The 13013-nt window shown below is 43.1% G+C and carries 13 protein-coding genes; 7 read left to right on the top strand and 6 right to left on the bottom strand.

Annotated features, from left to right (window positions below):
• Positions 1 to 79 precede the first annotated feature (79 nt).
• The 3 genes from SNE25_RS01275 to SNE25_RS01265 form a co-directional block, all read right to left on the bottom strand.
• Positions 80 to 760 carry a metal-dependent hydrolase gene (locus SNE25_RS01275; RefSeq protein WP_321563279.1) on the bottom strand — a complete coding sequence of 227 codons (681 nt, stop codon included), beginning with the start codon at positions 758 to 760 and terminating at the stop codon, positions 80 to 82.
• A 124-nt stretch (positions 761 to 884) separates the two neighbouring features.
• On the bottom strand, positions 885 to 1190 hold the full coding sequence (locus tag SNE25_RS01270; RefSeq protein WP_321563278.1) for a YbaB/EbfC family nucleoid-associated protein: 306 nt from the start codon (positions 1188 to 1190) through the stop codon (positions 885 to 887).
• 92 nt (positions 1191 to 1282) lie between these two features.
• Positions 1283 to 2497, bottom strand: a complete 1215-nt coding sequence (locus SNE25_RS01265) for a serine hydrolase domain-containing protein (protein WP_321563277.1) — start codon at positions 2495 to 2497, stop codon at positions 1283 to 1285.
• 109 nt (positions 2498 to 2606) lie between these two features.
• Between SNE25_RS01265 and SNE25_RS01260 the strand changes: the two genes are divergently transcribed.
• Complete coding sequence (locus SNE25_RS01260; RefSeq protein WP_321563276.1) at positions 2607 to 3608, top strand: tetratricopeptide repeat protein; 1002 nt, start codon at positions 2607 to 2609, stop codon at positions 3606 to 3608.
• A 25-nt stretch (positions 3609 to 3633) separates the two neighbouring features.
• On the opposite strand, the gene SNE25_RS01255 is transcribed toward SNE25_RS01260, so the two are convergent.
• Positions 3634 to 3930 (bottom strand): hypothetical protein, encoded by a 297-nt coding sequence (locus tag SNE25_RS01255; protein ID WP_321563275.1) that lies wholly within the window; start codon positions 3928 to 3930, stop codon positions 3634 to 3636.
• 131 nt (positions 3931 to 4061) lie between these two features.
• Here SNE25_RS01255 and SNE25_RS01250 point away from each other — a divergent pair, with 131 nt between their 5' ends.
• From SNE25_RS01250 to SNE25_RS01230, 5 genes are all read left to right on the top strand, one after another.
• Complete coding sequence (locus tag SNE25_RS01250) at positions 4062 to 4997, top strand: tetratricopeptide repeat protein (protein ID WP_321563274.1); 936 nt, start codon at positions 4062 to 4064, stop codon at positions 4995 to 4997.
• 384 nt (positions 4998 to 5381) lie between these two features.
• The gene (fumC, locus tag SNE25_RS01245; protein WP_321563273.1) at positions 5382 to 6779 is read left to right on the top strand and encodes a class II fumarate hydratase; all 1398 of its coding nucleotides are present in this window, start codon (positions 5382 to 5384) and stop codon (positions 6777 to 6779) included.
• Between the two features lie 149 nt (positions 6780 to 6928).
• Positions 6929 to 7384, top strand: coding sequence for a fumarate hydratase (locus SNE25_RS01240; protein WP_321563272.1), 456 nt, complete (start codon positions 6929 to 6931; stop codon positions 7382 to 7384).
• A 1-nt stretch (position 7385) separates the two neighbouring features.
• Positions 7386 to 8180 carry a S1/P1 nuclease gene (locus SNE25_RS01235; protein WP_321563271.1) on the top strand — a complete coding sequence of 265 codons (795 nt, stop codon included), beginning with the start codon at positions 7386 to 7388 and terminating at the stop codon, positions 8178 to 8180.
• A gap of 64 nt (positions 8181 to 8244) precedes the next feature.
• Positions 8245 to 8712: a low molecular weight protein-tyrosine-phosphatase gene (locus SNE25_RS01230; protein WP_321563270.1), complete on the top strand. Its 468-nt coding sequence runs from the start codon at positions 8245 to 8247 to the stop codon at positions 8710 to 8712.
• Between the two features lie 16 nt (positions 8713 to 8728).
• Here the strand turns inward: SNE25_RS01230 and SNE25_RS01225 are convergent, their stop codons facing one another.
• Positions 8729 to 9238 (bottom strand): GNAT family N-acetyltransferase, encoded by a 510-nt coding sequence (locus SNE25_RS01225; RefSeq protein WP_321563269.1) that lies wholly within the window; start codon positions 9236 to 9238, stop codon positions 8729 to 8731.
• Between the two features lie 183 nt (positions 9239 to 9421).
• Here SNE25_RS01225 and hisS point away from each other — a divergent pair, with 183 nt between their 5' ends.
• Positions 9422 to 10852, top strand: a complete 1431-nt coding sequence (hisS, locus tag SNE25_RS01220; protein WP_321563268.1) for a histidine--tRNA ligase — start codon at positions 9422 to 9424, stop codon at positions 10850 to 10852.
• Between the two features lie 409 nt (positions 10853 to 11261).
• On the opposite strand, the gene porX is transcribed toward hisS, so the two are convergent.
• On the bottom strand, positions 11262 to 12815 hold the full coding sequence (gene porX, locus SNE25_RS01215; protein WP_321563267.1) for a T9SS response regulator signal transducer PorX: 1554 nt from the start codon (positions 12813 to 12815) through the stop codon (positions 11262 to 11264).
• Positions 12816 to 13013 lie beyond the last annotated feature (198 nt).

Here is a 13013-nt window from a genome sequence, read left to right as displayed (position 1 = left end):
GTTTCAGGATCTCTCATGACATTTAACCTTGCTATTGTAGAGCCTTGCATGTGAGATGCCAAGATAATCTTATGCTTACTTACATATCAAGGCTCTCACCCACTGCTGGTAGCTTTAGGTTAAGACCTGCTTTAACAAACTTTTCGGCAACTTCATCTTTATTTATCTCAATAACCGGGAAAGAATCATAATGCATCCCGATAATATTCTTACAGTTGATAAAACCCGCTGCTTTTATGGCATCATCGGCGCCCATGGTGTAGTTATCTCCCAATGGTAAATACGCCCAGTCAAGGTTGTCATCTTCCAGCAGTTTCATGTCATAGGTAAGCGCGGTATCCCCGGCAAAATATATCGTTTTTCCTTCTGTAGCGTAAATCACAAAACCGGCAGGATTGCCACCCGGTGCTCCATCGGGCATAGTGCTTGAATGTATGGCGTTAACCATTTTAACACGCCCGAAATCAAAATTAAAGCCACCGCCAATATTCATTCCGTGTACATTGTCAACGCCCTTGCTGTTGAGCCAGCCGGCTATCTCGGCAATGCAGATAACTTTGGCGCCGCTGTTCTTTTGTACTTCGAGCAGATCGGCTACGTGATCGCCGTGCCCATGCGATACCAGGATATAATCGGGCTTAAGGCTGTTGATATCAATATGCTTAGCCAGCGAGTTGTGTGTAATAAAAGGATCGAATAGCAGCTTTTTGCCGCCTGTTTCTATTTCAATTGTTGATTGGCCGTAATAAGTAGTTTTCATGGTTTGATGTTTTATGAATACAGATCAAAATTAAGCACTTGTAAACAAGTGTTGCAACATATAACACGTTAGTGGCAGAAAAGTTACAAACGCTTTGCCATTATCGCCCCTTGTAGGTAGGCATTTATTGGCCAAACATGCCGCCCAGGTCGCCAAACATGTTTTTGGTCATGGCTGCCATTTCGCTCTGGCTTACATTGTCAGCTTGTTCCATCGCCTTGTTAATGGCGACTACCAGTAGCTCTTCAATCTCTTCCTTATCTGCGTTGGCCAAAAAATCGCTATCTATTTGTACCGATTGTACTACCTTATTACCGTTAGCAGTAACCGTGATTTTGCCTCCTTCGGCGGTGCCGGATACAGTGATAGCATCCAGTCTTTTCTTTACCTCGCCAGCCTTTTGCTGGGCTTCCATTAATTTATCAAACATGATATTTGGTTTTTATGGTTTATTGAGAGAGTGGTTGATTAGGTTTACAAGGTACATTCACTTAATCAACACAATCAACCACTCACTAATTATTAATCATCACTCGTATCTCCGTTGCCATTGTAGGCGCTTTTACGCACTATCGGCATGCCCGCAGCTTTAAACAAGTCATCAAGCTTTAGCAAACTGCCGTTGGCTAAATTAGATAACAGTACTATCGTGATATCGTTTTTCATATCGCGCAAATAAATGTGCCTGAAACCATGCCACCAGCCGGTATGATAAATAACCTGCTGCCCAGGTGCGGTAAATGTGCGCCAGCCATAGCCGTAACTAAAATGCCCGTGCAACATGGGGTTCCGGGGCACATAGGCCGAGTCGAGCGTAGCTTGTTTCAGCAACCTGCCTGCACGCAGGGCCCTGTCAAATAAAAACAGATCGCCAACGGTACTGTAAACACCCTTATCACCGACAGGACCGTCTAAGAAATTTTGGGCTACCGAATATCTCCACTGGCCGCGATCATGCCCTACAACATGCACCGGTATTTTATCATAAACCGCTTTTGAATATACATTGGTATGCATCATGCTGGCGGGGATAAACACATTCTGTTTCATGAAATCAGCGTATGACATCCCGCTCACTTTTTCAATAATGGCGCCAAGCACCATAAAATTGGAGTTGTTATACAAAAACCTTTTATTGGGCACATTAAACGGGCGCGGCTTATATTCGGCTATCATTTTCATGGCATCAGCGTTGGTTAATCCTTTGCGTTGGTTCAGGTGCTGACTGCGGTATATATCGTCAATAAAGTAAACATAGTTCATCATGCCCGAGCGGTGCGTAAGCAGTAGGCGGATGGTGATACCATCATAAGGGAAATCGGGAAAAAACTTTTTTACATTATCGTCAAGCGTAAGTTTGCCGCGTTCCATCAGCATTAAAATGGCGGTAGAGGTCATGGTTTTTGTAACCGAGGCCAACTCAAACTGATAGCTTAACTTTAAGCTATCACGATGCAGGTAATCGGCCCAGCCTATGGCATTTTCATAAACGATTTTGCCTTTTTTTGCGACCAGTACATTGCCATTAAAGCCGCGGGTGCGATGAAGTTCTTTCATCACCTCATCTATTTTTTTGTCGGCATTTTTAGGATTGTAAGCCAGCAAGGCGGTAGTATCAAGGGGCTTGCTATTCGCAGGATCTGTACCCTGGTTTTTATTTTTATTTTTTGACGAACAGGAAGTTAAAATCAGCAGGATGGCGGTAAATGAAAGGACACTTTTGTACACTAATCTCATAAATAAATTTCTCACTCTTAAACGAATGCGAAAATTAGAAATTATAACGCAGGTATGAATTAAAGTTTTAATTTTTTTCGTTTACTTCATACACTTTGTATGTTTAACTATGAATATTGTGAAAAAAGCCGTACTTATTATACCCGTTTTGCTTTTGGGACTCACAGTCCACGCTCAGGATACAGATGTTAACGCTTTAATAAAACAAGGCGTTCAGCTAAACAATGAGCATAATTATGCCGGAGCAATTGAAAAATATAAGCAAGTTTTAGCTAGCGACCCCGAAAATATGCAGGCTAATTATCAACTGGCCTACAGCCTCTTTTCATCGGGTAAGGGTACAGAGGGTATCCCGTATTTGAATAAGGTGGTTAAAACAAACAACAATTTTACCGGTCCGGCCTATGAACTCATGGGCAGCATTTATGACGGCGCTCATCAACCTCAACAAGCCATTGATGCTTACAAAGCCGGTATACAGCTCAAGCCCGACTATCAGCCCCTCTATTTTAACATAGGTCTGGCCTATTTCAGGGCTGCAAGATATGCTGATGCGGAGCAGGCTGCTATTAATGCCATTAAGCTTGATCCTAAACATGCCAACAGCCAGCGGTTATACGGGCTGGTGACTTTCCATCAAAACAAAAGGGCTGCGGCCTTACTGGGGCTTTGCAGTTTTTTGTTATTGGAGCCCGATGGCCCGCGCGCTGCCGAGGCGTATACTAATATGCAGAGCATTTTAAAAGGCGGCACGCTGAAAACTGAAAAAACGGATGCTGCTATTATTGTCCTAAACAAAGCGCTTTCGGCGGCGGCGGCAATTACAGCCTCGAGAAAATATGCATCACCGGCAGATTTACTTGCAGCACAATTAAAGGCTGTATTTCTGGCGGTTGGGCAATTGGCCGAAAAGCAAACTGGGAATGATTTTTTCAGGAACTACTACGCCTCCTTTTTTTTCAAACTGGCTCAAACAGAGCACATGCCGGCCTTTGCCCGCTTAATGGATATGAGCGCCAATAAAGCAGCGGACAGCCAATGGCTGCAGCAAAATGAGGATAACCGCAAAGCGCTGGAAGAATGGGTGAGCGCGCAGGAAAGAAAGTTTTAATCGGAAATTCGAAGATTATTCCCACTTAGATTGGATCAGAGTACAAAATCAAAGCCGATCCAGATTCAATAGCAGCATCATAGTATTTCTTTTTGTCACTATTTTCTGCTTTTTCCTGGCTTACTTTTCCTTCCCTGGAAAATTCGATTTTATTAAGTCCACAAGAAATAATGAGCCCTTCAGCTTTAAGAGAATCATATTCGGAGTTTTTATTTTCCCTCAAAAAAAACAAAAAAGCATGTTTTTCTCCCACCGGATATTTGTAAGTCGCTGCTTCCGTAATGCAAGCCGTTCCTGAAAATAAATGTATTTCGTACTCCATGCACAAATATATAATCCCATCACAAAAAGATTACCATTTGTCATTCCCTTACATCACATAAAAGCATAATGTTACCGTGCTAAAAATTTTAAAGAACTTTCTTTTTTGGTTTTCTGTATTTAAATTTAAGCATGAAAACCTATCACAAAATTTTACTCATAACCGTATTCTCTGTTTTTTCAACCCTTGTTTTTGGGCAGGATAAAGATGCAGCTAAAGCCTTGGTTAAGCAAGGTATAACACTGCATGATGCCAGAAAGTATGACGAGGCCATTGCCAAATATCAGGAAGCCTTAAAGGCCGATCCGGATAATATTAACGCGATGTATGAAATGTCATTTACCATGTGCAGCTCAGGCAAATCAAAGGATGCCATTCCATACCTTGAAAAGCTAACATCAACAAATCAAATGGCCGAAGCATTTGATTTGCTCGGGAGCACTTATGATGATGACGGGCAGTTTGACAAAGCCGAAGCCTGTTACAAGGCCGGAATGAAAGCTTTTCCCAACTTTCAACGCCTGCATTTCAACATGGCTTTAGCCTACCTGCGTCAAAAAAAATATCCCGAAGCTGAGGCTTATGCCATTGAAGCCATAAAATTGGATCCTAAGCATGCCAGCAGTCAACGAGCCTATGCTTTAGCCACTCTTGGTCAAAATAAAAAAGTATGTGCAGTGATGGCCTTCTGCAGTTTTCTGCTGCTTGAACCCCAAACCAAGCGATCTGCCGAGGCTTATGAATATCTCGACAAAATATTTAAGACAGAAGCCGTTCAAAAAAATATTTTAATTAACATGGATAAAGATTCCAAAGGGATTTCGTCCATGTCTGTGGCCGAAACTTCAGTCTCCCTGGCTGCTGCGGCAAGCAAAGCATTTGAAGATAAAAATATCGGAACGCCGCAGGAGCGATTGGCGAGTGAATTAAAAATGATATTTGAAACAACAGGGAGGGAATCGGATAACAAAGCAATAAAGACTTTTTCTGGAAATACTATGCCGATTACTTTGGCAAACTTGCCCAAACAGATAATATGCCCGCTTTTGCCCGGCTGGTTAGTTTGAGCGCCCATAAAGACGACAACCTGAAATGGTTTAAGGAAAACGACAAACAGCTATCTGTGTTGGAGACCTGGGTAGGTAATACTAAGCGGGAGTTTTAAAATTTACCGCGTTTTCATACTTGCGAAGTTTTTTAAGCTTCGCAAGTTTATTGGTTGAATTTTAAATTGCTGATTATCAGATGTTCATGAATGTTAACGGTCGTTCATGGGCGCATGAACGTGAACATTTAAAAAAATTTCGAGCCGTTTTACTTAAAGTGCCGGTTCAATATTTCGTCAGTATCCAAAATCTCATACTAAACCCTGTATTAAAAAGATTACGCTTTGCCATTCCCTTGCATCATATAAAACCATAACTTTGCCCTGCTAAAATTTTAATACTACCATGAGTTTCAGAACCGAACACGATACCATGGGCGAGGTACAGGTACCTGCCGATAAATACTGGGGAGCACAAACAGAACGTTCACGCAACAACTTTAAAATTGGTCCGGAGGCATCAATGCCTAAAGAGATCATTGATGCATTTGCATACCTGAAAAAAGCCGCCGCTTATACCAATACCGATCTTGGTGTACTGCCGACCGAAAAACGCGACCTGATAGCACAGGTTTGCGATGAAATATTAACCGGATCGCTGGCAAGTGAATTTCCGCTGGTGATATGGCAAACGGGCTCGGGCACGCAATCAAACATGAACGTGAACGAGGTGGTGGCCAACCGCGCTCATGTATTACAAGGCAATAAACTGGGCGAAGGTAAAACTTTCATTCATCCCAATGATGATGTAAATAAATCGCAATCATCAAACGATACTTACCCTACGGCCATGCACATCGCGGCTTACAAAATACTGATTGATGTAACCATCCCAGGTATTGAAAAACTGCGCGATACCCTGCAGGCTAAAGTCGAGGCGTTTAAAAACGTTGTAAAAATTGGCCGTACCCACCTGATGGATGCTACACCGCTTACCTTAGGTCAGGAGTTTTCTGGCTATGTGTCACAACTGAACCATGGCTTAAAAGCCCTAAGAAATACACTTGATCACCTTTCTGAACTGGCTTTGGGCGGTACAGCAGTAGGTACTGGTATCAATACTCCTAAAGGATACGATGTAAAAGTAGCCGAATATATCGCCAAATTTACCGGCTTACCTTTCATTACTGCCGAAAACAAATTTGAAGCGCTTGCAGCACACGATGCCATTGTGGAGAGCCACGGAGCGTTAAAGCAAATTGCTGTTTCCTTAATGAAAATTGCAAACGATATCAGGATGCTGGCCTCTGGTCCGCGTTCGGGTATTGGCGAAATTCATATTCCAGATAATGAGCCGGGATCATCAATTATGCCCGGCAAAGTTAATCCAACCCAAAATGAGGCGGTTACCATGGTGGCTGCACAGGTAATGGGTAACGATGTGGCGATATCCATTGGCGGCTCAAACGGGCATTATGAGCTGAATGTATTTAAACCGGTAATGGCAGCTAACTTTTTACAATCGGCCCGTTTAATTGGCGATGCTTGTGTGTCTTTCAATGACCATTGCGCGGTTGGTATTCAGCCAAACTACGAAGGCATCAAAAAACACCTGGAAAACTCGCTAATGCTGGTTACAGCCCTTAACCCGCACATAGGTTACGAGAATGCAGCCAAAATTGCCAAAACAGCATTGAAAGAAGGTACGTCCCTGCGCGAAGCCGCTATTGGCCTGGGCTTGTTAACCAATGAGCAGTTTGACCAATGGGTTAAGCCAGAAGATATGATAGGCAGTTTAAAATAAAGCCTCACCCCAACTCCTCTCCTTCAGGAGAGGGGCTTTTTATTTACTGCTTTTAGCAATAGTTTATGTCAAAGCCTTTAAGCTTTCGTTTTTTATCTCTTATCACAAAAAGCTCTTTTGTCTTTTGCCTTTTACCTTTCGCCTTTCTAATGGCTTCCTGCTCATTAAATCCCGACACTCAGGGCCCCGGCGAAAAATATATACAGGGCGAATGGCAACAGGATTCTGTACCGGCTCAAAAGCGCCTGGTTACTTATTCGCTGTATAACCTCAGGTTTAGCTGCGATTCTTTTTTTATGAAGATCAGCACGGTGAGCAAAGTAAATTATGGTGCTGACACCTGTATGAACAGCGGCCATTGGAACGAATATATCAGAGGCACTTACTCACAAAAGCTGGACACGCTGCACCTTAAAGGCGAATTTTGTAATGCCGATGGCAGCTACAAGGATGAGAAAGGCTGTTTCCGTTATGGCGATTACGAGGAGTATTTTAAAGTAAAGCAAAAAACCGATTCGCTTATCCAATTTGCGAGTACATCAAACGTTATACCTATCAATGTGCATTTAATAAAACGCACAAGCTGTGTCCCAAAACCTTTGTAAAATGAAAACAAACTTTTTCAAAAAGATCGTTCTGCTTATTGCCTTATTTTATATTCCCCTGCAAAGTATGGCCTGGGGAACCAATGGCCACCGTATTTGCGGCCAAATAGCCGATAGTTATTTAACGCCCAAGGCCCGTGCGGCTATAAAAGCTATTTTGGGTGACGAATCTATCGCGATCACCAGCAACTGGGCTGATTTTATTAAATCTGACCCTGCTTACAGGTATTTGTACAACTGGCATTTTATTGATCTGGATAAGGCTTATACCTACCCGGAACTGCAGACCTATTTAAAGGCCGATACCGCGACCGATGCTTATACCAAAATGAATTTTTTAATTGCTGAGTTAAAAAAGAAAAACCTTGACAAAGCCAATAAGCTGCTTTATCTGCGTATGCTCATTCATATTGTAGAAGACGTGCACCAGCCCCTGCACACCGGGCATACACAAGATAAGGGCGGTAATGACGTTAAAGTACAGTGGTTTGGTAAAGACAGTAACCTGCACTCTGTTTGGGATAGTGAGCTGATAGATGCCCAGCAACTGAGCTATACGGAGTATGCAGCAATGATTAACCACACTACAGCGGCTGAACGCGTGCAACTGCAAAAGGCCCCAATAAGCGAATGGCTGTTTGAAAGCAACCAGCTTGCCGAAAAGATATATGCAGGTGTAACTCCAATGGAAAACCTGAGTTATAAGTATAATTTTAAATACATTGGCCTGCTTAACCAGCAAATGCTAAAAGCCGGTGTACGCCTTGCCGGTGTGCTGAATCAGATATTTGGATAATTGGTGAGCAGTTGATTAAGTGAGAGATGAATAGATTAAACATCAAACCATTCACTTTAAAAATATGAAGATACTAATGGTTTGCCTGGGCAATATATGCCGCTCGCCGTTGGCAGAGGGTGTGATGCAGCATTTGAGTGATAAAGCCGGTTTGGACTGGGAGGTTGACTCTGCAGGTACCGGCAGCTGGCATATTGGCGAAGGCCCCGACAGGCGGTCCATCCTCACGGCGCGTGAGCATGGCATTGACATCAGCAAGCAGGTTTGCCGCCAGTTTAAGGTAGCCGACTTTGATCGTTTCGACCATATTTTTGTGATGGATAAGAATAACCTGAGCGATGTGCTTAATATGGCCCGTAATGACGATGATGCCCAAAAGGTAAAGTTGTTACTTGTCGATAAGGTGGTTCCCGATCCCTACTATGATGATAACCAGTTTGAACCTGTTTTTGAGCTGATAGAAGGCGGCTGTAAGGATATAATCAGGGAATTGATCCGCCTTGCCTCTCTTCCCCCGGAAGGGAGTAGCTAAATTCAAATCCTCCTTGTTAAAGGGCGCTTTTCCCAATCTTAAATAAAGGCAGGTCCTCACCATACCAGAAGGCCCGGCCATGAGGCTGAAAGCCCGCTTTGGCCAGCACTTTTTGAGAAGCCGTATTATCCGGATGCGTAACCGCGCAAATTTCTTTTAAGCCAATTTCGTTAAGGCCGTAAAATACCAGTGCTTTGGCCAATTCGGTGGCAATACCGGCGCCCCAGTATTTGAGGTGCAGGCGATAGCCCAGTTCAATGCTGCTGCTGTCATACTCGCTGTAGTTAAGTATGCAAACGCCAATAAAGTCGTTGTCGGCACTGTTGAATATGCCCCAGCGACCCAGACCCGACAGGTTCTTGTATTCTCTGAGGGTCTCCTTAAAAACCTTTTTGCTTTCCTGTTCGGTACGCTTTTTTACATAGCGGGTTAAACGGGCATCGGCATCGAGGTCAAGTAAAAGAGCTTCGTCATCGGGTATAAATTCGCGGATCAGCAGGCGGGAAGTTTGAGTGATAATGTTCATGGGCTTCAAAAATATATTTTTCTGCAAGTGCTAAGGTAAAAGGAGTGTCATTTAAGCTGATACGATACATGAAGCGAGCTTGTTACATGAAGTATGTTTTTGCATTCCAGATTAGTTGTGCTATTCCATGATGCAGGTTGCATACAACGGAACTAAAAAATAAAACTTTTGTACATTTGCCGCATGGCATCCATCAAACCATCCGTACCAAAAGGCACCCGCGATTTTTCACCTACCGAAATGGTGAAACGTAACTATATTTTTGATACCATTAAAAGCGTTTTCCGTAAATACGGCTACCAACAGATTGAAACGCCTACGATGGAAAATCTATCAACCCTGACCGGTAAATATGGAGATGAGGGGGATAAGTTGATATTTAAGGTGCTGAATACTAATGAGCAACTTGAAATTTTCAAAGCGACTTCTTTAAAAAATATAATATTTCCTAATGGGATTACAGAATGGGACGTTGAAATAGAACGTCGCATTGAAGAAAAGAGAAGGGAAGCACTTTTAAAAAGTACTGAAAAAGCCCTCCGTTACGATCTTACCGTGCCTTTTGCCCGTTACGTAGTACAGCACCAGAACGAGATCACTTTTCCGTTCAAGCGTTTCCAGGTGCAGCCTGTTTGGCGTGCCGACAGGCCTCAACGGGGCCGTTACCGGGAGTTTTACCAGTGCGATGCCGACGTGGTTGGTTCCGATTCTTTACTGAATGAGGCTGAGTTTATCATGATATATGACGAGGCTTTGGACAAGCTTGGATTAAAGGATTTCAGCATAAAAATTAATAATAGAAAAATTCTATCAGGTGTTGCTCAAATTATAGATAAAGCTGATAGTATAATTGATTTGACTGTAGCCATTGATAAACTCGACAAGATTGGGCTTGATGGTGTGATCAAAGAGTTGTTGGAACGCGGTTTTGTCCAGGCAGATATTGAAAAAATTAAACCGGTTATTTTACTGGAAGGTTCCAATACCGAAAAACTGCAAAGCCTGCGTGAGGCGCTGGCTGCTTCTGAAATTGGCCTGAAAGGTTGCGATGAAATTGAAACCGTTTTCAGTTATATTGAAAAGTGCCCGCTGCAAACCGCCAAGCTGGAATTGGACATTACCCTGGCCCGCGGCTTAAATTATTACACCGGCGCCATCTTCGAGGTAAAAACCAATGAGGTGGCCATGGGCAGCATCGGCGGCGGCGGTCGTTATGATGATCTTACCGGCATGTTCGGGTTAAAAGGTCTTACCGGTGTTGGCATATCCTTTGGTGCCGACCGTATTTATGATGTGCTGGAAGAACTCACCTTGTTCCCTGCCGCGGCAAACCAAAGCACCCAGGTACTTATCTGTAATTTTGATAAAGAAGGTGAGCTCTACGCCCTCCCGCTGTTGCAAAAGCTGCGCAGCAGGAACATCAATGCGGAGCTATACCCTGCCGGAGCCAAGATCAAAAAGCAAATGGAGTACGCTAATAACAAAAACATCCCCTACACAGTAGTAATCGGCAGCGACGAAATGCAAAGCGGTTTACTCTCCTTTAAAAACATGACCACGGGTGAGCAGGAAAAACTTGCGGCTGATGAGATTGTGGCAAGATTGGTTGAATAAACGCCGGTTAATACTCACCACGTCTGCGCTTCGCTGGACGACCCTCTACGGCTTCGCCGCAAAGAGGGTTGAGGGGAACGATGAAAACGAGATTTCAAAACTTCGTAAATCCGAAAACTTGAAAAGAATACTTTCTTTACCCTCTTTCCACCGCAGGTGAAGGAGGGTCGGCAAGCGAAGCGATGCCGGGGTGAGTCTATTCGGAGATATGCAAAGTTTACTATTTTTCCGCCCTAAAATAAACTTGTCATGCTGAACGCAGTGAAGTAGCTATTCTAAAATTTACATAGTTTGCGCATAGGCCCTTCATTTCTCAGGATGACAACGCGATGCAGATAAAAGAAAGGCCATCACTTTTAAAAGTAATGGCCTTTCTTATTTATAACTCCCTCTTTAGGGGGCTGTAGCTTTATTTAGGCCCGTAGGTGACTATCGGGATAATCATTTCCTCTAACGATATGCCGCCGTGCTGGAAGGTTTCGTTATAAAAATTAACAAAGTGGTTGTAATTGTTGGGGTACACAAAATAGCTGTCTTCCTTGGCAAACACGAAGCTTGAGCTCAGGTGCAGCTTAGGCAGCATGGCATCGTGTGGATTGCGGATGTGGAATACCTCTTTGGCGTTATAATTTAAGTTTTTGCCTTGTTTATAGCGCAGGTTGGTATTGGTGTTGCGGTCGCCTACAATTTTGCTTGGGTTTTTTACGCGGATGGTACCGTGGTCGGTTGTAATAACTACCCTCACCTGTTTTTGCGCTAAATATTTAAGGAGGTCAAACAATGGTGAGTGCTCAAACCACGATAGCGTTAAGGAACGGTAAGCAGCATCGTCGCTGGCCAGCTCACGGATCATCTGCATATCAGTGCGAGCGTGCGAAAGCATATCCACAAAGTTGTAAACAACCACGTTCAGCTCGTTGGTCATCAGGTTATTTACCGACTCGTTAAGCGCCCTGCCTTCGTCAATATTCAAAATTTTATGGTACGAGTATTTACATTCCTTGCGCAATACGCGTTTTAAATGGTCGGCAATAAATTCAGACTCATACAGGTTCTTGCCGCCTTCGTCTTCGTCATTTTGCCACATGGTTGGATAGCGTTTCTCCATATCCAGTGGCATCAGGCCCGAGAAAATGGAGTTACGGGCATATTGAGTTGCGGTTGGTAAAATACTGTAGTAAGTATCCTCCTCTTCCAGCCTGAAATACTCGGATATAATAGGGTTTATCACCTTAAATTGGTCGTACCGCAGGTTGTCAATCAATATAAAAAACAAGGGTCCGTTACCATCAAGTTTCGGGAACACCTTCTTTTTAAACAGCTGCGGCGAACTGGTAGGAGCAAATTCCGGGTTCTTGATCCAGTTTAAATAGTTGCGCTCAATAAACTTACAAAACTGTACGTTGGCTTCGGCTTTTTGCAGGGTAAGTATCTCGTGCATACCGGCATCTTCCAGTTTTTCAAGTTCCAGTTCCCAGTATATCAGCTTTTTATATACATCAACCCATTCCTGGTGGCTCAGGTTGTCATTAAGGGTCATGCCCAGCGTACGGAAGTCCATCTGGTAGGCCATGGTAGTTTTTTCGGTAACCAGGCGTTTATTTTCCGTAAGCTTTTTTATAGTAAGCAATATCTGTTTTGGGTGTACCGGCTTAATCAGGTAATCATCAATTTTAGATCCTATGGCATCTTCCATCAGGTACTCTTCCTCGTTTTTGGTGATCAGCACAATTGGAACATCAATATTGATGTTTTTAATCTGCTGTAGGGTTTCCAGTCCGGTTAAGCCGGGCATGTTCTCGTCCAGGAAAACCAGGTCAAAATAATGTTGCTTAAAAGCGTCAACGGCATCATTGCCGTTGGTTACTGTAGTAACCTTGTATCCTTTTTCGTTCAGGAAAAGTATATGCGGCTTTAAAAGGTCAATTTCGTCATCGGCCCATAATATGGTGGTGTCTTGCATAGTAGTATTGTATTAAAAATTGCAGGAATCAGAATTTCAGATTAGCAGATTTTTGAGAATTAATGGATAAGGTAACGCTGATTCAAATATCTCTTTTTATCCGGGTAATATCTTACTAATTTTAAAAATCAGTAAATTCTGATACCATCCATTAAACCCCAAAGCAATGCTTTTGTTGTTGATAAGTAAAGGTATTAA

It is taken from the genome of Mucilaginibacter sabulilitoris (assembly GCF_034262375.1).
Taxonomy (GTDB): Bacteria; Bacteroidota; Bacteroidia; order Sphingobacteriales; family Sphingobacteriaceae; genus Mucilaginibacter; species Mucilaginibacter sabulilitoris.
This window is presented reverse-complemented; position numbering and strand designations above follow the sequence as displayed.

Bases quoted from the DNA above. Each gene is read 5' to 3' on its own strand.
- SNE25_RS01275 (WP_321563279.1), bottom strand. From the start codon at position 760: ATGAAAACTACTTATTACGGCCAATCAACAATTGAAATAGAAACAGGC.
- SNE25_RS01270 (WP_321563278.1), bottom strand. From the start codon at position 1,190: ATGTTTGATAAATTAATGGAAGCCCAGCAAAAGGCTGGCGAGGTAAAG.
- SNE25_RS01265 (WP_321563277.1), bottom strand. From the start codon at position 2,497: ATGAGATTAGTGTACAAAAGTGTCCTTTCATTTACCGCCATCCTGCTG.
- SNE25_RS01260 (WP_321563276.1), top strand. From the start codon at position 2,607: ATGAATATTGTGAAAAAAGCCGTACTTATTATACCCGTTTTGCTTTTG.
- SNE25_RS01255 (WP_321563275.1), bottom strand. From the start codon at position 3,930: ATGGAGTACGAAATACATTTATTTTCAGGAACGGCTTGCATTACGGAA.
- SNE25_RS01250 (WP_321563274.1), top strand. From the start codon at position 4,062: ATGAAAACCTATCACAAAATTTTACTCATAACCGTATTCTCTGTTTTT.
- fumC (WP_321563273.1), top strand. From the start codon at position 5,382: ATGAGTTTCAGAACCGAACACGATACCATGGGCGAGGTACAGGTACCT.
- SNE25_RS01240 (WP_321563272.1), top strand. From the start codon at position 6,929: ATGGCTTCCTGCTCATTAAATCCCGACACTCAGGGCCCCGGCGAAAAA.
- SNE25_RS01235 (WP_321563271.1), top strand. From the start codon at position 7,386: ATGAAAACAAACTTTTTCAAAAAGATCGTTCTGCTTATTGCCTTATTT.
- SNE25_RS01230 (WP_321563270.1), top strand. From the start codon at position 8,245: ATGAAGATACTAATGGTTTGCCTGGGCAATATATGCCGCTCGCCGTTG.
- SNE25_RS01225 (WP_321563269.1), bottom strand. From the start codon at position 9,238: ATGAACATTATCACTCAAACTTCCCGCCTGCTGATCCGCGAATTTATA.
- hisS (WP_321563268.1), top strand. From the start codon at position 9,422: ATGGCATCCATCAAACCATCCGTACCAAAAGGCACCCGCGATTTTTCA.
- porX (WP_321563267.1), bottom strand. From the start codon at position 12,815: ATGCAAGACACCACCATATTATGGGCCGATGACGAAATTGACCTTTTA.